General features: G+C 48.1%; 14 protein-coding genes. 3 read left to right on the top strand and 11 right to left on the bottom strand.

The features are described 5' to 3' along the window. Positions 1 to 124: 124 nt before the first annotated feature. The 3 genes from BMZ54_RS01555 to BMZ54_RS01545 are packed head-to-tail and all read left to right on the top strand — an operon-like array spanning position 125 to position 5,936. Positions 125 to 3,130, top strand: a complete 3,006-nt coding sequence (locus BMZ54_RS01555) for a SusC/RagA family TonB-linked outer membrane protein (protein WP_089906394.1) — start codon at positions 125 to 127, stop codon at positions 3,128 to 3,130. 41 nt (positions 3,131 to 3,171) lie between these two features. Continuing rightward, positions 3,172 to 4,770 (top strand): RagB/SusD family nutrient uptake outer membrane protein, encoded by a 1,599-nt coding sequence (locus tag BMZ54_RS01550; RefSeq protein WP_089906393.1) that lies wholly within the window; start codon positions 3,172 to 3,174, stop codon positions 4,768 to 4,770. 59 nt (positions 4,771 to 4,829) lie between these two features. Continuing rightward, complete coding sequence (locus BMZ54_RS01545; RefSeq protein ID WP_238386455.1) at positions 4,830 to 5,936, top strand: phosphatidylinositol-specific phospholipase C1-like protein; 1,107 nt, start codon at positions 4,830 to 4,832, stop codon at positions 5,934 to 5,936. A 9-nt stretch (positions 5,937 to 5,945) separates the two neighbouring features. On the opposite strand, the gene BMZ54_RS01540 is transcribed toward BMZ54_RS01545, so the two are convergent. The 11 genes from BMZ54_RS01540 to BMZ54_RS01490 all read right to left on the bottom strand — a co-directional run bounded on the left by BMZ54_RS01540 (position 5,946) and on the right by BMZ54_RS01490 (position 20,356). After that, positions 5,946 to 7,217 carry an FAD-binding protein gene (locus tag BMZ54_RS01540; RefSeq protein ID WP_089906392.1) on the bottom strand — a complete coding sequence of 424 codons (1,272 nt, stop codon included), beginning with the start codon at positions 7,215 to 7,217 and terminating at the stop codon, positions 5,946 to 5,948. A 19-nt stretch (positions 7,218 to 7,236) separates the two neighbouring features. Beyond that, positions 7,237 to 8,433 carry an acetyltransferase domain-containing protein gene (locus BMZ54_RS01535; RefSeq protein ID WP_089906391.1) on the bottom strand — a complete coding sequence of 399 codons (1,197 nt, stop codon included), beginning with the start codon at positions 8,431 to 8,433 and terminating at the stop codon, positions 7,237 to 7,239. Between the two features lie 271 nt (positions 8,434 to 8,704). Continuing rightward, the gene (locus tag BMZ54_RS01530) at positions 8,705 to 8,899 is read right to left on the bottom strand and encodes a hypothetical protein (protein WP_089906390.1); all 195 of its coding nucleotides are present in this window, start codon (positions 8,897 to 8,899) and stop codon (positions 8,705 to 8,707) included. 235 nt (positions 8,900 to 9,134) lie between these two features. Beyond that, complete coding sequence (locus BMZ54_RS01525) at positions 9,135 to 9,815, bottom strand: hypothetical protein (protein ID WP_089906389.1); 681 nt, start codon at positions 9,813 to 9,815, stop codon at positions 9,135 to 9,137. 58 nt (positions 9,816 to 9,873) lie between these two features. Then, entirely contained in the window at positions 9,874 to 10,686 is an 813-nt protein-coding gene (locus BMZ54_RS01520) for a helix-turn-helix domain-containing protein (RefSeq protein ID WP_089906388.1), read from the bottom strand. 27 nt (positions 10,687 to 10,713) lie between these two features. Continuing rightward, the gene (locus BMZ54_RS01515) at positions 10,714 to 11,652 is read right to left on the bottom strand and encodes a helix-turn-helix domain-containing protein (RefSeq protein ID WP_089906387.1); all 939 of its coding nucleotides are present in this window, start codon (positions 11,650 to 11,652) and stop codon (positions 10,714 to 10,716) included. Positions 11,653 to 11,803: 151 nt separating this feature from the next. Then, complete coding sequence (locus tag BMZ54_RS01510) at positions 11,804 to 12,028, bottom strand: hypothetical protein (RefSeq protein WP_089906386.1); 225 nt, start codon at positions 12,026 to 12,028, stop codon at positions 11,804 to 11,806. Positions 12,029 to 12,246: 218 nt separating this feature from the next. Then, positions 12,247 to 13,260: a helix-turn-helix domain-containing protein gene (locus BMZ54_RS01505; RefSeq protein ID WP_162277447.1), complete on the bottom strand. Its 1,014-nt coding sequence runs from the start codon at positions 13,258 to 13,260 to the stop codon at positions 12,247 to 12,249. Between the two features lie 152 nt (positions 13,261 to 13,412). After that, positions 13,413 to 15,251 (bottom strand): alkaline phosphatase, encoded by a 1,839-nt coding sequence (locus BMZ54_RS01500; RefSeq protein ID WP_089906384.1) that lies wholly within the window; start codon positions 15,249 to 15,251, stop codon positions 13,413 to 13,415. 114 nt (positions 15,252 to 15,365) lie between these two features. Then, positions 15,366 to 16,865 (bottom strand): RagB/SusD family nutrient uptake outer membrane protein, encoded by a 1,500-nt coding sequence (locus BMZ54_RS01495; RefSeq protein WP_089906383.1) that lies wholly within the window; start codon positions 16,863 to 16,865, stop codon positions 15,366 to 15,368. Between the two features lie 113 nt (positions 16,866 to 16,978). Continuing rightward, on the bottom strand, positions 16,979 to 20,356 hold the full coding sequence (locus BMZ54_RS01490; protein WP_089908199.1) for a TonB-dependent receptor: 3,378 nt from the start codon (positions 20,354 to 20,356) through the stop codon (positions 16,979 to 16,981). Between the last annotated feature and the right edge of the window lie 115 nt (positions 20,357 to 20,471).

The raw sequence follows: 20,471 nt of genomic DNA, 5'->3' as shown, positions 1-20,471 counted from the left end.
GATAGCTTTTCGGGGCACGTATTACCATAGGGGAAAATGACGACAATTAATATTATTAGCTACTGACCAAAAACGGACCAACAAGATCTATCAGATTCAAAGCAATCCTTAACAATTAAATGAAATGAAGAAAATGTACGCTTTATCATTAAAGCCATTTTGCCATACAGCTATCAAAGCAGCCTTTGTGTTGTTATGGGTAATGCTGTTGGGAATTACATCCTATGCCCAGCGCACAGATGGCACCATTAAAGGTATCGTTACGGACGAAAACAATGCACCGCTGCCCGGTGTAACCGTGTCGGTAAAAGGCACTAACCGGGGCACCACCACCAACGCCAACGGCGCCTACACGCTTACTGTGAACGGGCCCGATGAGGTGCTGCTGTTCTCTTTAATGGGATCCGTACCCAAAGAAGCAAAAGCAGAAGATAAAAAAGTAATTAACGTTACCCTGGTAACAGATACCAAACAATTAAAAGATGTAGTGGTAATTGGCTATGGTACCGCCAGCAAAAAAGATGTAACGGTATCTATTACCACCATTAAGTCGGAAGAGTTTAACCAGGGCGTATTAACCAGCCCCGCAGAATTACTGCAGGGTAAAGTAGCCGGTTTGAACGTAACCAAAAGCGGCGACCCCAACCAGGCGCCTGCCGTGGTGTTGAGGGGCCCTTCCACCATCCGTACTACCGGTGGCGCTATGGAACCCTTTTACGTAATTGATGGTGTGCCCGGCGCTTCTATTGACCTGCTGGCGCCTGCAGATATTGAAAGCATTGATGTGCTGAAAGATGCCGCTGCCACTGCTATTTACGGTGCGCGTGCCTCCAACGGCGTAATTATGGTAACCACCAAAAGAGCCAAACCCGGACAAACAAGGCTGAACTACAGTGCCTACGGCGCTATGGAAGAAGTTTCCAAAGAAATTGATATGCTGAGCGCCGACGAGCTGCGTGCTTACCTGGCCAAGAACGGCCAAACCCTGATCCCGGTCCTGAATGATGATGGCTCCAGCACCGACTGGCAGGCCCTCACCAAAAGAAAAGGGTATTCAATGAACCATAATATTTCCTTTGGCGGCGCCACTGCCAACACCGATTACGGCGGCAGCGTAAACTACCTGAAAAATAATGGCGTGCTGAAGAATTCTTCCCTGGAACGTACCACTGTAAGAGGTTTTCTGACACAGCGGTTCTTTAATAACCGTTTAAAGTTAGGCGTTACCGTTACTAACAGTCATACCAAGGGCAACGACATCGTACAGCCACAGGTATTATCCAACCGCCTGTTTTACCTGCCAACAGTAAGCCCCTTCAATAAAGACGGTTCTTATAAAGAATATTATGCCCGTACCGGTAGCGGCACTTTAAACCCGCTGTCCCTGATCGATAATAACTTCATTAAAACAGATGATAACAAAACACTGATCAACGGACTGGTGCAGGTAGACATTATAAAGGGTCTGAAATATACCCTGTCCGCATCTACCCAGCGGGATGAAAACAACTATAACAGTTATTACAACCGCTTTTCCGGCCTGGCAGTGAACTTTAACGGTTTGGCTACCCGTAAGTCATACCTGAACACCAGCACCGTACTGGAATCCTATTTCAATTACGACCGTGAATTCGGCCAGCATACCCTGCGGCTGTTAGGTGGGTATACTTATCAGCAGGACCGTAGCAATGATGGTTTCGGGATCACTACGCAGAACTTCTCCAATGATAACCTGACGTATAATAACCTGTACCTCTCCAACCCGTCCAATACGTCGCAGATCGCATTTGATAACAACCCGATCTCCACCCTGCGCCTGATCTCTTATTATGCGCGTGTGCAGTATTCCTATGCAGATAAATACCTGTTCCAGGCATCCCTGCGTAACGACGGTTCTTCTGCATTTGGTGTGAACAACCGCTGGGGTTACTTCCCGGCTATCTCTGCCGGCTGGAATATCAGCAATGAAGAATTTATGAAGAATATACGGGCCATCAGCTTCCTGAAATTAAGGGTCGGCTACGGAGCTTCCGGTAACAGCGCCGGCTTCAACGCCTTCTCTTCCCTGCTGGTATATGGTTCTTCTGCCAGTCCCAAGTTCCTGTATAACGGTAATGTTACCAATTCCATTGGCCCGGTACGTAACGACAATCCTGACCTGAAATGGGAAAGCACCGCTACTACCAACATCGGCCTGGACTTCGGCATCCTGAAAGACCGCATCAATGGTTCTGTGGATTATTACATCAAGAAAACATCTGACCTGATCTATGATCAGTACCCGGTTTCCACTACCCAGTATTTTGTGCCCACCTATACCGCAAACGTAGGCAGCATTAAGAACAGTGGTATAGAGCTGGTGATCAACGCCGTGCCGGTAAGAACAAAGAGCTTTACCTGGAAAACTTCCGTTAACCTGGCGCACAACAAGAATACGATCGAAAAATTATCGAACGATAAATTCACCATCAACTACATTCAAACTGCGCAGCTGGGTGGTAAAGGCCAGTCAGGTAACTACAGCCAGATCATTAAGCCCGGGGAGGCGCTGGGGACCTTTAACCTGTGGCATTATGTAGGTAAGAATGAGAATGGCGTAAGCTCTTATGAAAATGCAGACGGGAAAGTGATCTCCACTCAACCGCTGACCACTGATGCAAGGGTGGCCGGTAATGCGCAGCCATCCCTCATTTACGGCTGGACCAACACCTTCTACTACAAAAGTTTTGACCTGAACTTCCTGGTGCGCGGCGTAACTGGTAACAAAATACTGAATGCTACCCTGGCAGGTTTGAATAACCCGGTAGATTCCAAGATCCAGAACATTCCCACTTTTACCCTGCAGGAATCTTACAAGGATATTAATGCCTACCTGATCTCTGACCGTTTCCTGGAAAGTGGTTCCTACCTGCGTATGGATAATGTTACTTTAGGTTACACCTTCAAACCGCATACACAATCTGTAAAAAGCATCCGCTTTTATGTATCCGGTAATAACCTTTTTGTGATCACCAAATACCGTGGTGTGGATCCTGAGATTAACATCGGCGGCGTTACCCCCGGTATTGATAACAACAACTTCTATCCTAAAACACGCACTTATATCGTAGGGGTATCCGCTGCTTTTTAACGGAGGCAGATTAAAAAAAGTAACTACAAAAATATTAACGGATGAAAAGAATATATTTGATCATAACAGCACTGGCGGCGCTTGTATCCATCAGTGGCTGCCGTAAGCTGGATGTGGATGTTGAGTCGCAGTATGTAGGCGGCAACTTCCCGGAAACATCCTCAGATTATGCTGCTTTGCTGGGTACCATGTACTCCAACCTGTCATCTAACTACGCCATTAACTACTGGCGTATGCAGGAGCTGTCAACAGACGAAGCGATTATTCCTGCACGTGATGGTAACTTTGATGATGGTGGCCAGTACCGCCAGTGTCACTACCATACCTGGACCATTGACCACCCATACGTAACCGGTATATGGCAATGGGGTTTTGGCGGTATCAACAACTGTAACCGCCTGGTTAGCGTGCTGGCCGGCTCCAAGCTGGATGATGCCTCCAAAACAGCTTTAACGCTGGAAGTAAGAGCTATGCGCGCATTGTACTACTATTTTATGATGGATACCTATGGTAATGTGCCGCTGATCACTACCTTCCCGGTAGATACCCTGCCCAGTACACAGCCGCGCGCTACCGTATTTGCCTATATTGAATCAGAGCTGAAGGCCATTGCATCATCACTGCCTTCCAAAAGCAATAACGCAGCTACCAACCTGCTGCAGTATGGCCGGCCTACTAAAGCCATGGCATTTGCGCTGCTGGCAAAACTGTACCTGAACTCTGTAGTATATACCGGCGTAGACCGTTATAAGGATGTAGTGGCCATGGCCGACAGCATTCAGGCTAACACTAACTACAAGCTGGATCCCCGTTTCCGCGACATCTTCCTGCCCAATAACGGTCCGCAGATCAACGAAACCATTTTTGCGGTGCCTTATGACCAGCAGATCCCCGGCAACCAGTTCACCCGTTTTGGTTTTTATTATTACCTGGTACAGGCATACGGTTTTAATGTAGGCTTAAGTATTGCCATGAGCACTACGCCTGAGTTTTATGACCGCTTTAATATACCTGGCGATGCCCGCACTCAAACCTGGCTGGTAGGCCCGCAGTTTTACCCGGATGGTGCAGGTGGTTTCACAAACCAGCCGGTATTGTATCCTGATGACGGAACGCAGATCGTAATTTATAAACCACTTATCCTGGTACCCGGCAAACCTATGGACATTGGCAACACGCGTCTGAGCCAGGCCTCCGGCGTACGTTCTCTCAAATATTACCCGGATCCAGCTATCACACAGGCAACCCGCCTGAATGGGAATGATGTACCGGTGTTCCGCTTAGCCGATGTGCTGCTGATGAAAGCAGAAGCTATTTTACGCGGTGCACCTGCAACGGCGGTGAACGGGGAAGTACAAACGCCGCTGGTACTGGTGAACAAGCTGCGCACCCGCGCCGGCGCCCAACAGGCTACCAGTGTAGACCTGCAGGGTATACTGGACGAGCGTGCACGCGAGCTTTCATGGGAAGGCTGGCGCCGCCAGGACCTTATCCGCTTTGGCCAGTTTGAAAAGGAATATCCTTTGCCGAACGATAACCTGAGCATGAATAAAGATGCAACCCGTCGTATTTATCCTATACCTATCACGGAGATCAGGTTAAACGGTAACCTGAGACAAAATCCGGGATATCCTAATTAACTTTGTTGAAACCTGTAGCCGGCCTGTAACAACAGGCCGGCTTTTTTAAAACCATGATTATGTTGAAAACATTAATAAGCCTTAGCCTGGCGCTGGCCTTGCCGGTGCTGCATAAAGAAGGGCTGCCGGACGAGCTGCATATGAACAGGATCCAGGTGATAGGCTCTCACAACAGCTATAAAAAAGCCATTGACCCCGCGTTATTTAAAGTATTTCAGCAAAAAGATTCTGTTTCCGCCAGCAAAATAGATTATGAGCACATTCCCTTAACAGCGCAGCTGGACATGGGTTTGCTGAACCTGGAGATTGATGTGTATGTAGATGAAAAAGGCGGAAGATATGCGCATCCCAAAGGGCTGGACTGGGCGCCTGGTCAGCCGCCTTTTGACCCGGATGGGGTGATGAACCAGCCTGGCTTTAAAGTATTTCATATCCCTGACCTGGATTTCCGCAGCTATTGCCTGACCCTTAAACAGGGCCTGCAGGACCTGAAAACCTGGTCGGATAAACACCCGGATCATTATCCCGTATTCATTACCCTGGAAGTAAAAGGAGGGGAGCCCCGCAGCAAAGCCAACTCCATGCTTACAGAGCCGGAACCTGTAACAGAAGCCACTTTTCAGGCGCTGGATAAAGAGCTGACGGATTATTTAGGCGCAGAAAATATTATTACACCCGATAAGGTACGCGGTAATTACAATACGCTGGAAGAAGCTGTGCTGCATGATAGCTGGCCCACCCTGAAAGCAGCGCGTGGTAAATTTCTTTTTGTGCTGGATGATCATGACCGTAAAAGAGCCATGTACATTGCCGGCCACCCGTCTTTAAAAGGCCGGGTATTATTTGTAAATGCAGATCCCGGCACACCTGAAGCAGCCATGATGATCCGCAACAATCCCAGGATGCCGGAAATAAAAGACCTGGTAGCCAAAGGTTATATTATCCGCACCCGTGCAGATGCAGATACCAGGGAAGCCCGCCTGAATGATAAGTCATCTTTCCAGGCTGCCTGCAATTCCGGTGCGCAGATCATTACTACGGATTACTATCGTAAAAGCACGCACTTCAGTTCAGATTATGAAGTGAGCTTTGATGGGAGCAATAAGTATTTGCGGATAAATCCTGTATTCAGCAGCAGCAGCACTACTGCCGCAGGCGCGCGCTAACACAAAGCGCTAAAAAATATACCGGTCCACAAACGCATTCCTGAACTTTCCTCCGGGATCATACATTTGCAAAAGCTGCCGGAACTCCGGCAGCTTTTTGTATAAGAGCTTTATTCGTTCCGGCGCCATGGTAAATACTTTGCCCCAGTGAGGACGGGCATCAAAAGGCGCCAGCTGCATTTCAATTAATGGTAATACCTGCTGTACGGCCTCCCAGTCCTGCTGCCAGGTAAAGTGAATGGCGAGGCAGGGTTGTTTGTAACAGGGGCTCATCCAAAAGCCATCTGCATCAATAGTACGTATCTCTGAAATTAACAGGTGCGGTGCAATATGTTCCCTTATCTGGTCTATAGCCAGCAGCGCATCATACCCATCATCCAGCGATACAAAATACTCTGATTGTAATTCTTCGCCGCTGCTGGGAGTAAAGTTCATACGGAAATGCGGCAGGCGTTCAAACCAGTCACCGGGAACACCCATTTGTTCCGTACAATGTACCGCAGATAATTCTGCAATAGGATGTAATGCTTTTGTGGCCAGTGTTGCGCCAAAGAAATCAGCGGGCATTTTTACCTGCTGGCCCGCTTCCACCCGGCGTTTCAGCCATACCTGGCTAAAGGTGCGGCGTTTCCAGTCAGTGAACAGGCTTACACTATACGCGCTGGAAAAAATAATTTCCAGCCGGTTTTCCAGCGCAGTAAAAGGCAGGTGCTCATAAAGATCCTGCTGTATGGAATAGGAAGGAACAATGTCTAATGTTAGCTGGGTTACTACACCTGCGCTGCCCAGGCCTACCACGGCGCCCCGGAATGCAGCGCCATCTTTTTCCCGCGATAGTGTAACCACCTCTCCGGAAGCAACCACCATTTCCAGCGCGGTAACAGCTGTAGCCAGGTTGCCATTCCCGCTGCCCGACCCGTGTGTAGCAGTAGCGCAGGCGCCCGCTATTGAAATATGTGGTAAGGATGCCAGGTTATGTAAAGCAAACCCGTTCTTTTGCAGGTAAGGGCATAGCTGCCCGTAGTTAATGCCTCCGCCTACCGTTACCGTTTGGTTTTCGGAGTCAAGGGATATTACCTGGTTCAGCTGCTGCAGGGAAACTAAATGTTCCGTAGAATCAGCAATACTGTTAAAACAATGCCGGGTGCCCAGCACTCTTAAATGCGGCAGCTCTTTTACCAGCTGCTGCACGGCGGCCACTGAATCCGGACAGTGTAAGTTTTGCGTACTGTACGTATAATTGCCTGCCCAGTTGCGTAAGGTGGTATCAATATCCTGCATGTTGGTGCTCGTTTATCTTTTAAAGATAGCTCAACCATTGCTTTTCCCGGTGATTCCTTTTGTAAGTATCATACCATTTACATAAAGGATACAGGCCAATGATCACCACTAGCCATAAAAGATACACAATGCCCAGGCTAAAGCCGTAGTTCTTCAGCTCCGGGCTGGCAGTTACCCAGTTGCTAAGGATCATATCCGTCCATTGATGGCCGGATATTTCAGCGCCTATAAAACCCAGCGCGTGTATAACCGCAATATGCACCAGGTAAAAGAACATAGGCACCCGGCCAATGACCACCAGCTTTTCCGTAAGGCCGTTCAGCGGCTTTTCCGTAAACGCCAGGAACAGGAATGCAGGGCCCAGCGTAACTAAGGTATATAACAGGGATGGCGGATACTTGGTAACATTCAGGAAAGAGAGGAAGGTGAACACCGGCTTAGGTTGCGTGCTCCAGGCATTCGGATCGCCATAGATGTTAATGGCGCGGATAATAATAAACAAAGCGATGGCACCCAGCCCCAGGTAGATGAGCGTTTGTTTTCTTTTAGCCGCATCAAACTGCGGGGTATATAGCTTACCCAAACAATACCCCGTGGCCATAATACCTATCCAGGGCAGAATAGGATATCCCACAAACAAGCCGGTAGCGCCCAGCTGGAAGTAACGCTGATCATGCAGGAAAGCCCAGAAAATGCTGCCTTCCTTATGTACGCCATCCAGCAGGTTATGCCCGAAAATAAGGGCAAGCCCGATCAGTAAAATAGCCCTCCAGGGTAAATAGATCAATGCGGATAAAACGATCATGCTTACACCCAGCGCCCAGATCACCTGCACCAGGAACACTTTATAGGCCGGGTTGAACGTCCATTCAAAAGTTACAAAGGCAAATTCCAGCAGCACCAGCCACAGGCCACGTGTTAACAGGAAAAAGGAAAGCTCCTTTTTAGTTTTCCGCGTGCCGCTGATGTAGGCCGAAGTGCCGGCCAGGAATGCGAAAACAGGCGCGCAAAAATGCGTGATCCACCGTGTAAAGAACAGGAACACCGTGGTTTGTGATAGATCCGTAGGATCAAAAATGTAGGCACTGCCGTGAAAGTAATCCCGTACATGGTCTAATGCCATGATGATCATTACGGTACCCCGCAGCAGGTCAATAGATTCAATACGTGTACGTTTAATAGCGGTATTAGGCAACGCCATAGTTGCTGTGGACATATGAAAAGGCTTTAGATGGTGGCGAACATCAAACGACTTAGACCTGGTGAAGTATAACGGCTGCAAGGTACAAAAAATAATAAACTACCCTTGTTACTGCTTGGTGCCTATAGCCTCTATATTGGGATTGTGGAGGGATAAAGTATCCATCATCCCGGCCTGCTTACGGAAAAACGGGCGCGGATGAAAACACTGCTGCTGGATGCAGGTAAAGACCTGCCTATGAAAAAGATCAATGCTATTTTAAAAGAAGTGCCGGCGTTATAAATGCTCAGGAAGGTTTGTCCTTGGTATTTTTGATCAGCCCTATGCCGGAGAAAAAGAAGATGGCGCCCAATAATGCAAAAATAATGATGCTTTTAACGCCCCGGGTACCTTGTGTGCCGTTTATAAACTGCACCGCTGCTATAATTAGCCCTACCACGCCCAGCAGGGATAAAACAATACCTAAAATGCGTTTTTCCATAACTGTTTTTGGAGTGGGGTGCAAATAATGTGCCGTTACGGTTTACTGGAAGTGCCCGCCTTATGGGAAGCCGCAACAGTAGTGTATCATACCTGATACACTACTGTTTTTATTTTATACCCATTGCAGATCCTTCACCGTTCTTTCATGATCCACATTGCCCGTATGTAAAGTTGCTTTGGGCTCTATCAGCATAATCCATACTTCTCTCTGATGTTTATGCTATCCATGAATATTAATTTAACAGGCTTAGATCTGCACGGTACGCCAGCGTTTCAGAGGTAATGCCGGTAATAGTGTGCAGCTTCAAAGTGCTTTCCATACGTTGTATTTCCTCCGGCAGGCTTTCGCTTAACCCGTATAACTCAAAGTTACTAAAACCAAGCAATAAGATCAGCTGGTTAACCGGCCCGCCGTCTGCTAGCCGGTATGCCAAAAAACGGCAGTCCTGGTAGCTGCGTTTTAAGCCGGCCAGCAGTTTGGCGCCCTCATTCATATCACTTACCTGTAAGGTGAGCATCCGTAAAAATTTGGAATGCAGCACGGTGCTGTCCCCGGTACTGAGGGTACTTAAAAAAGCTGCTTTGTACGCCAGTTTAAAATCGGCATAAGGTTCTACGTTCAACTGGTTATCTGCCCCATCGCCGGCCGGGTTTACACGATGGTCAAAATCACGCCAGGCATGGCCAAAGGTAGCATCCAGGAACTGCCCGTGGCGGGGGCCGGAAATAAAATACCAGCCATACCAGCTCCAGGTATCGCCATTGCTTTGGTGCCATACCAGGTGTTTTTTATAGCCGGTTTCAAAAGCGGCTGTTTGCCCGTTCCTGGGCTGCCATAGCGCAAACTGCGCTATGTGCTGCTGGGCCAGTAATATGTTGTAAAAGAAGAATGGCAGGAAGAAGAGTACTTTCATTTTTTAATACAAACCTAGCCAACCGGCCTGGCGCAAAATTGTAAAAAAATGAACTGCCTTACATACCGGTAAAATGGTTGCTGATAATATTCACCTCGTTGAAATATGCTTTAGGCAATTTGCCGGTAAAGGTTTTGAATAATTTTATCAGGTGTGACTGGTCATAAAAGCTGGCCTCATAGGTGCAGTCAGTAAGGCTTTTATCAGGGTGCTGTTCCCGGTAATGGATAAAATAATTGAGCTTAATAATATGGCACAGCGTTTTAGGGGTGATCCCTACGAATTTTTTAAAAGAGGTATCCAGGTGTTTAACAGAAACGCCGGTGGCCTGTATTAACCGGTCTACTTTTACATTTCCTTTCTCCTGCAATATTAAACGCACGGCAGCATTTACATAATCAAACCCTTTGCCGGCGTTTAGGGCCGCTACCTGTTTAGTCAGCAGTTTTTCAAAACGGGCAAAGGTGCAGGCGGGGTTTTCCGTAATACAATGGCGCAGTGCATCTGCAGCAGGTACATCATTTAACGGGAGCAGCTGCCCGGTAAGCAGGTCAGCAGGGAAATTAAATAGTAAAGCCAGCGTATGCGGGTAAAACCGGATACCATATAACATAGCGCCCGCCTGCAGTTGCAGCATATAGCTGTATAGGTTTTGCCCGGCAAAAAAAGCATCGGGCTCATAACCGCAGTTTTGCAGGGCCGGGTTTCTTTGGGCAATGCGCGGCTCCATATGAAAAATGATCTCATGGTGCCCATCCGGTATAATATCTTCTACATACGGCTGTTGAATACCGGCATCGACCCACAGGCACCAGAACGATTTTATGAAGGGCGCCAAGGCAGCTGGAATATAGGTTTGAACAGATACCATGCAGCAAAAATACGCCACACCATCTTATCAGGAGGCATTACGGCGGTATTTTTTATACGATTTCAGGAACCCGGATTTATCGGCATATCCTACTTCATCGGCAATATCTTCCAGGCTCAGGGAAGCATTCCCCCGCATCCAGGCAGCTTTTTTCATACACTCCTCCCGTACAAATTCGTGCAGGGTTTGATGGAAGGTTTCCTTAAAATATCTTTTCAGGGTAGACTGGCTCATGTTATACTTCCTGGCAAAATAGGCCAGCGTATGCTGCTGTATATGCGGGTTCAGAAGTATCTCCTCCCGCATGGTAATGAGCGTGCCGGTGTAATAGGAGGCCCGTAGCTGTTTCATACATTCCGCATCATTTAGGGATTTACGATAAAGGTTCAGCAGGTTACTGATGCCGGTGCTAAGCTCTACCAGCAGGTTGCCGCCGGATTCTTTGCATTGCAGCATACTGGCAAGTACATCGTGCACCCGGTAATTCATTTGCCGGGGTGTAAGGCAGCAGCCTTCTTCGCTGGCAGTGCGCAGGTGGGTTAGCGCTCTTTTCATATCCTCCCGGCTGGCTGACAGCTCATCCAGCATAAGGCCGTCCGGTACAATATGTATCAGCTCAAATTCCCCGGCTCCCAGCTTAAGTTCGTGTATGCCTGCAGGTAAGTAAAAGAAATTGAACTGGCCTGTTTGCAAAGTGCTTTCACCATACCCTTTTATATTGCTGCTGACCGGGCCCATAATAGCCAGCTGCAATACCGCCGTGCCAACCGGGCAGCGAAAATGGGCAGTTGCCGCCTGCTCTGTAATGAAGCGCTGAATATAAATGCGGTAACGTTTGTACATAAATACCTGCAGCAGCAGGTGCCCAAAATCATGTTTTGTATAGCTGGCCGTAGCCCAGCCGGCAATGAAAGGCATTAGCCTGTCGGGTACATCCGTGGGTGTACCTTTGGGAAAAATTTCCATAGATGAAAAGCTTTACCTGGCGCTGTTGTAGCCGCTCCGCCATTACAGCAGGTGTTTGGGGCGCTCCTTTAATGGTGGTCTCCCTGAAATAATTTCAGCGGCCGGGAGATAGCGCAGGTGTGGTTAAAGATCCTATTGTTTGTTATTGCTGTTATTTGGCTTCCTGCTGCTGATACATTTGCTCTAATGCAGCCAGGAACAGCTTTCCCACAGCATCACGGAAAAACTGCTCAGTGGCTTCCTGTGCAGATGGGTTATAATGTTCCATACTACTAAGAATTTTTTGCATAGCCGGGGTAATGGCGCCGCTACCTAATACAGTACCGGCATTCAGGTTTGCAGGAGGCCCTTGCGGAACTACAGGCTTTTTGTACATAGGCTGATAGTATTAGTTTGCTCAACAAATACAAATAGCATAAAAAAATAAGATCCAGGGAAAAAACGAGTAATAAATGATACGGTATTATTCTGTGTTTGTTTAATGGTAATTTTGAGTGACTTCCTTCGCCTGAACAAATTTCCTTAAATCAATTGTTACCTGCTTGTAGTATTTAAGGAGAATGACTTGTAATTTTTACCAACAGACTGCGTTTTTTATTGCAGATCCTTTCCTGTATTGTTTTTTGCCCTTTTTTGGTATTCAGTAGGCGTAAGGCCTAATTGTTTTTTAAAAGTGTTGGCGAAATAGGCCGCATCTGAATAGCCTACAGTATAAGCCACATCAATAATGGTCATTTTTCCATCTGCCAGCAGCATACAGGCTTTTTTCATACGTTGATCCTGTATGAAAGATTTAATGGTTTGCTGGTGCACTTTCTTGAACTCTTTTTCCATCACCTGCAGCTGCAGGCCCATTTTACCGGCCAGCTGCCCTATCATTAGCGGGTTTTCCAGGTTCTCTGTAATATAGCTGGCCAGCTGCCGCATTTCTTTTTCATACCTGTTGCCATTCACCACTGCCAGTTGCTGGCTGTCATCCAGTGCGTGCAGGTACAACAGCATCAGGTCATTGATGCGGGCCTGGTAATACAGCTTCCGGCGATGTCCCTGCAGCTCGCAATGCTTTATTTTCCCGATCTGGTCCAGGGCCTGCAGGCTTAACGGGCAGGTGCCGGCATTACTGCCTTTGTGAGCAGCCTGTTGCAGCTGCAGGAGCTGCTCGCTCAAAGGAGAGCCATTCTGTGAAAAATTAGACAGGTAATCTGCTGAAAGGCCTATCTGGAAAGATTCATAATAACCTTTGGAAAACAGGGCTGTGTTGCCTTTGCCGGCCGGCACATAAAAGAACTGCATTGCATTTTCACGAAGCAGCACTTCGCCAAAACCGCTTAATACAGTAGGTACTGAACCAGACAGCATGCAGTGCAGCACGCCCAGCGGCTCCAGGGCTACGGGGTATATACGTACCATTTTAGATATAAAGAATTGCGCCTGCTGTACGATCCATTCTCCATTTTCGATCATTTGCCGCAGCACAGTGCCAAAAGGGCCCTGCATGCATTCCGTATAGGTAGCACCCGGTAAACGGTGCTGCTGGTAATGTTTAGGGATCTCATTGCTCACAGAGGTATATGCCGCCGTTTTACTTGAAACGTGGTATTGCATCATGTGCATTAATTGAAGGGTCAAAAATAGAGGCGAAAGTTCCTGGTCGTTATATCCCTTCTATGCTATGTACTTGTGGTGCAGGTGTAAGATGAGGGTTCTTGCCGCAATACTTTTGCAGTAAGTACAATATTTATTGTCTGTATTAGCTGAATTTACTTACGTGCTGATAGTATTTTCATAATTTTTTCAAAAAGCGCTGTATTCTCGTATACTCCCCTGAAGTCCAGGGAATGCGGCCCATAGGCAAAAACAGGCACCATTACAGCAGTATGGTCATTGGTGCTGAAATGGCCGCTTACATACCCTTTTTGTATATCACCCGCTAACAGGCTTAGTCCGCCGGTTTCATGATCCGCTGTTACAATTACCAGTGTTTCACCATTGGTATCTGCAAATTCCATAGCGGCGCCTACTGCTTTATCAAAATCCATCATCTCCGTAACATTATAGGGTACATTGTTGGCATGGCCGCCGGCATCTATCTGTGCGCCTTCTGCCATTACAAAAAAGCCGTTCCTGTTATCCTGCAAAGTGTGTATGGTCTTCTGTAAGGAACGGGTCAGGAAATCACCGCGGCCCTTTAATACGGGTACTACCGCGCTATCGTCCAGCAGCAGCCATTTGCGGCTTGTTATTTTGTCAAGGTCTGCAAAACGCGGGTAAACGGTATAACCTTTTTGCTGCAGCTGTGGCGTAAGCGGCTGGCCTTTAAGCGGCTGTGTAAAATGAAGCCTGCCGCCGCCTATCATAATGCTTACGGGGCTGTTTAAGAAATCTGCAGCAATGTCATCTTCCATAGCGCGGTCTGCCTGGTGGCCATAGAAAGCAGCGGGCGTTGCATCCGTAATATCGCCTGCGCTGATCAGCGCACTTTCCATACCGTAACGCTGTATCAGCTGAGGTATAGGCGGATGGGCCAGGCCGGTGGCATCTACCCCGATGTAACGGTTATTGGTTTTTTGCCCGCTGGCCATGGCAGTAGCGCCGGCAGCAGAATCTGTGATATAGCTATCCGCCGAGCTGGTTTTGGAAAAACCGATATTGATCATCTGCAACAGGTTCAGCTGCCCGCGGTTACCGGTGTAGCCGGCATAAATTTCCGTAAGGCCCATGCCGTCCCCGATCAGTAGTATTACGTTCTTTACTTTTGATAGCTTATCATTATTTACATAACGTGCCTTGTAAAGCGCATGCGTATTATCGGTAGACTGGTATTCGCCGGTGGGGCGGGTTTCCAGGTAGTTTGACAGCTCATCCAAATGGTCGGTGCCAATATAATCCACGCCCATGTGCGCCAGTGTGATCCAGGTATTTACATTGTCCGGTGCGCCCCAGAAACGGATCTTTTTATGCAGCTGGTGCACGCTGTCTATCACCGCCTGCACACGTTTTTCATCTGCAGCTACCATTTTGCCCTTACCATTCCATTTCGTATACTCCTGGAAGTTATAGCTGAACAGGGGCATGCGCTGTATGGCGCCTTCCGGGTAGCTTCCCGGCTTGCCATCAAACAGGATATAGGCCGGGTATTGCGCCCATTGTGCCGGCAGGGGCTGGCTGCCGCTGATAACGATCTGCACATGCGCATTGCCGGTAATGTCCGGGTATTGCTGCAATTGCTGCACCAGTGTTTGCATGGTAAGCACACTGTCTGTTTTAAAATCGATCAGCAGCTGTAAGGGTTTACCATCTTTAAAAGCATTGCCGTTATTTTTTTTGATCATGGCCCGCAGCGGCTGCAGGTATAAAGCGGCCAGTGTACGGCTGCTGTCAATATCTTTTTCGTTATGGGCTACATACAGCTGCCCGTTCCGGGCAAATACATCCGCTTCTATGGAGCCAAAATTTTTGTAATAAGCGGTATAAAAAGGCAGGGGATGTTCGTAATCATTATGTGCGTGCGCATTGGCAGTGGTATGCTTAATGGTTTGCGCATAGGCAGAGGGTAGTATGAGGAGGGCGAGTAAAATATCCCGGATGTATCGTTGCATAAAGATGGCTGCTGTTTAAATGAAAAAGATCAATTACGAACCACGAATTTAATAATCGGTTTGATCATCTTTCATAGTTCGTAATTGATCATACTATTAAAAATTATGAGCGGTTTACCAGCCTGTGTTCTGGGTTACAACACCGCCACTGTTATCGATCTCGCTTTGCGGCACAGGCCAAACGTTATGGATGGCCGGGTTAAAAGTGCGGGCGGGCCACACTTCGCGCCCATTGGTGCCATGCAGCGCTTTGCTGTAGGCAGTCTGCGCATCGCCCCAGCGTACCAGGTCATAATGGCGGTTGGCCCACTCTCCGGCCAGCTCGCAGCGGCGCTGTTTTTTCAGCTCATCCATGGTAGCATTGGTTACATTGGCTAACCCGGCCCGGTGGCGGATCTGGTTGATCTCTGCATCTGCATTTTTACCCTGCATCAGCTTGGCTTCTGCTTTTATAAGAATGATCTCTGCATAGCGCAGCAGCGGTACGCACAGGTCCGTAGTAGGGTGGTCGCCGTTAGGGCTCAGGTGAATGCCGCCGGCATAGCTGAAAGGCTCCATGTATTTGCGGAACTGGTAGCCGGAAAGGCTGTTCAGCGATCCATACACAGTATCTTTTCCAAAAAAGGTGAAATGATCGCCGGGTTTAAGAATGGTGGCTTCCCTGCGTTTATCGCCGGTTTCATAGGCGTCATACAGCTCTTTGGTAGGCATGTAATAACCCCAGCCGTTGTACTTGCCCCAGCCTTTGTTTTCCAGCATTACACCGGGCAGTATGCTGCCCCAGCCACCGGTGCCTTTCATGGTGGAGTAAGCGCTCCAGATGTATTCTTTAGACCAGTTGTTGGCAATGGTGAACACATCGCTGAAGTTATCCAACAGCTGGTGTTTACCGCTTAAGATCACAGAATCTGCATACTGTTCTGCATGCGCATAATCCTTTTTATACAGGAACATTTTGCTCAGGAATGCCAGGGCGGCTGTTTTATGCGGGCGGCCATAGTCTGCCTGTGCCAGCTGGTCGAAGTAAGGCAGCAGGGCAGATGCCTGTTTAAATTCCTGCGCTGCATATTCATACACTATATCCGCGCTGGCTGCCCGGGGAATAGGCTTATCATTCAACAGGCTGTCGCGGTTAACGATGGGCACACCGCCATACGTATATGCCAGCTGGAAGTACATTAACCCGCTCAGGAAATAAGCTTCTCCCAAAATGCGGTTCTTCAGCGCAGCATCCATATTAATGGACGGCACTTTCAGGATAACGTCGTTAGCGCGTTTGATCACAATGTAGCGCAGCTTCCACTGTCCTTCTGTATAAGAGCCGCCTATAAAGTTGCGGTTAAAGTTCTTGATGTTATCACCTTCCGCTTTTATACGGCCGGTAACCATATCATCGCTGGCATTAATGAACCACCAGTAGCCGCGGCCATAAAAATTCTCATCATCAAACTGCTCATACATGGCGTTAGCACCGGCTATGGCATCTTTATCAGTGGTCCAGAAGTTGCCGGTAGTAGGTGCGCCTTCCGGCACAATGTCCAGCTTTTTGTTACAGGCGCCCAGCAGTACTATAACCATAACTGCCAGCAGCATTTTATTTATAATCATTTTCATATTATCATTCAATTTTAAACCATCAAATGTCCTCAGCTTTGTGCTTTATGCCTTCAGCTTTCAGCTTTTTTAATCATCAAATGCCTTCAGCTTTATGCTTTGCGCTTTCAGCTTTAAAAATTAACATTCAGCCCAACCAATATGCTACGGGCCTGCGGGTAGCGGCCGGCGTCTATGCCGTATTGGTCCATACCTACTTCGGGATCAAAACCTTTATACTTGGTAAAGGTGTACAGGTTATTAGCAGTAACGTATACACGCAGGCTGTTTAAGCCTATTTGTTTGGTAAGGGTGCCCGGTAAGGTATAACCCAGCGTTACATTCTTAATACGCAGGTAAGATCCGTTCTCGATATACCAGTCAGAGGTAGTGCCGTAGTTGCCGTTGGCATCGCTGGCATTAATGCGTGGTATATTGCTGTTGGGATTTTCCGGTGTCCATGCATTCAGAATGTCGCTGAGCATGTTGTAGTTGGTGCCTATGCTGGCGTTCATGTTAGTGTACTTCAGCGCGTTGAATAGTTTGTTGCCCTGTACACCCTGCATAAACAGGTTCAGATCAAAACCTTTGTAGCTGGCGTTAAAGCTAAATCCATAGCTGAAATCAGGATAGGGGCTGCCTGCAAACTGCCGGTCATCATTCGTGATCATACCATCGCCGTTCTTGTCTACAAAACGTATATCACCTGGTTTGGCATTAGGCTGTATCAGGTTCCCGTCCTTGTTCTTATAACTGTTTACCTCTTCTTGTGTTTTGAAAATGCCATCGGTTTTTACCACGTAGTAAGAATACAGCGGGTGGCCGGTTTCAATACGGATGGGGGTAAGGCTGCTGCGCACGTTAATGCTGTTGGGCAAAGTGGTTCTGCCTTCATCCAGCGCCAGCAGCTTGTTATTTAGCTTGGTTAAGGTAACACCTGCGCTGTATTGAAAGTCTTTCCCGCTGCTGCCGTTATAGTTCAATCCCAGCTCAATACCATTGTCGCGGAACTTGCCGGCATTTTTCCATGCACCATTGGTTACACCGGCGGTGCTGGGCGGTGCGGTTATCATCAGCATTTTTCCGGTGGTCTTTACAAAATAATCTGCCACTAATGAAAGGCTGTTGTTAAACAGGCCAATGTCTGTACCAATGTTCACCTGGCGTGAGTTCGCCCAGGTAAGGTAGGGGTTCGACAGGGCATCTTCCGCATAGCCGCCTACCTGTGTGGGATCAGCGCCTATATAAATTTGCGTGGCTTTCATGGGAATGTTCAGCGCATTACTGGGCAGGCTGGAGAGGTTGCCTAACAGGCCATAGCTGCCACGCAGCTTCAGGAAGTTGAGCCATTTAATGTCATGTAAAAAATCTTCTTCCGTAAGCACCCAGCCACCGGAAACAGAGTAATAATTCTCATAACGGTGATCGGCTGCTACGCGGGAGGTACCGTCCCTGCGGCCTAACACCGTTAACAGGTACCGGTTCCGGTAATCATAGTTCACACGGCCCAGGAACGATTCAATAGCCCATTTATCTTTTCCGCTGGAAGGTTTGTTAAGGATGGTGGCGTTATCAAAATAACGGTATTCCTTCCGTTCATCATTAAAACCGTTGGCAAATACGGTCAGGTAATCACCGTCATGCTGCTGAAAGGTATAACCGGCCAGCACGTTCAGGTGGTGATCGCCCAGCTGTTTGTTATAGGTCAAGGTTTGCTCAGAGAGGATCTCTGAAAAGTTATTGATCTGCTGGCGCAGCTCATTGCTGTTGCTGATCTTACCGATCTCCGGCGCTTTGGTGGTAAAGCTCTTGGTGTTGTCGAACGATTTGGTAACTGCAAAGTTGGAGCGGAACAGCAGGTCTTTGGTCAGCTGTATCTCTGCATAAGGGTTCAGGTTAATGTTGTTTACAGGCTCCTTATAATCCAGGCGTTGCAAAATGGCTACCGGATTTGCCAGGTCGCCATAGGCGCCGGCATATTGTTCCGGCATGCCGCTGAAAGCGCCGGTGGCTGTGTAAGGCGTTACGTTACGCGGGTAGCCTAATGCGGTATAAATAACACCGGTATAAGGGCTGGTGGTGTTGGTACCGTTACCGTTCGTGTAAGTGTAGGAAAGGTTTTCACCGATCTTTAACCAGGGCTTGATCTGCGCATCGGAATTCATACGGAAGGAGTAGCGCTCACTGTAAGTGTTCAGCAAAATGCCTTCGCCTTTACGGTAACCAAAACCCATGTAGTAGTGTGATTTGGCATTGCCGCCATTTACATTCACATTATAGTCCTGGATCTTACCGGTGCGGAAAATTTCATCCAGCCAGTTGGTGCGGGTAATTTGTCCGTCTGGGTATTTGCTGGCGTCAAATGCATCCAGGCGCTGATTGCCGGCTGCATCAGCAGCTGTATTCATTACGTCTGCAAACTGTTTGGCAGTAAGGGTATTTAATTTTTTTGCTGCCATCTGGAAACCTGCCTTGGCATCCAGCGTAACAGTGGCTGCGCCTTCTTTTCCTTTTTTAGTGGTAATGATCACTACACCGCCGGATGCGCGTGCGCCGTAAATAGCGGCAGCAGCATCTTTCAGCACGTTCATGGATGCAATGTCATTCGGATTAATAGGGCCGCCGGTATAAATAGCGCCATCCACTACGTACAATGGATCTTCTCCGTTAATGCCACCCAGGCCGCGTATATATACTTTGGGTACGGAAGTAGGATCACCACCCTGGTTTTGTACCACTACGCCCGGCGCCTTGCCCTGTAAGGCTTCTGCAAGGTCGTTCAGGGAGCGGGAGCTGAGCTTATCCAGCTGCACATCTGCTACTGCGCCTGAAAGCGTGGCCTTACGCTGGGTGCCATAACCTACTACTACCAGCTGGTCCAGGTTCAGCGCATTTTCTTCCAGCAAAATGGTAAAGCTGCGTTGAGCGCCCACCGGCACTTCTGCAGGTTTAAAACCTACCATGCTAACCTGTAATACCAGGTTGTCAGCAGCGGCTACGGACAGGGTAAAACGTCCGCCTGCATCTGTGCTGGTACCAATGGTAGTGCCTTTTACTATAACGGTAGCGCCTATTAACGGGCCGTTCTTATCTGCCACTGTACCTGCAAGGGTGATCTTTTCCGCTACCTGTTGTGCAGAGGTGTGCTGCAGCATTTCCTTATCATAAATAAGAATGGTGTTGTAGCGTTCTTCAAAAGTAAGCGACGTATTGCGCAGCAGCGCCTGCAAAATATCTTCTACTGCGCTGGCTTTGTAAGTACCGGCAGTAACGGATACTTTCTGCAGAACAGTTTCATCGTAGGCCAGGCTGATACCTGCCGTGGTCTCTAATTTCTTTAACGCGCTGGAAAGGCTGCCGGCAGGTACCTGCAGCTGGCGTACTACTTTTTTAAGCACCTGTGCGGAGCCGGGTAAGGCCATGGCTATTGCGCTCACCAGCATCAGGGCCAGTGAGGCCGCAAAGGCCAAACGGTAAAAAGCGGAATGCAATAGTGGTCTGTTTTTTTCCATATGGGTAATTGTTAAGGTCATGACAAGGCCATTAGCTTTTAGCGTGCTTGTTTTTTACGCTAAGAGCTGCAGGTAGTTGTAGTTTTTTCTTAAATAATAGTCAATGGTGCGTTAT

The sequence above is a fragment of the Chitinophaga rupis genome, from assembly GCF_900109685.1.
Classification (GTDB): Bacteria; Bacteroidota; Bacteroidia; order Chitinophagales; family Chitinophagaceae; genus Chitinophaga; species Chitinophaga rupis.
Note: the sequence above shows the minus strand (reverse complement) of the source record. Positions and strands in the feature narration are given on the sequence as shown.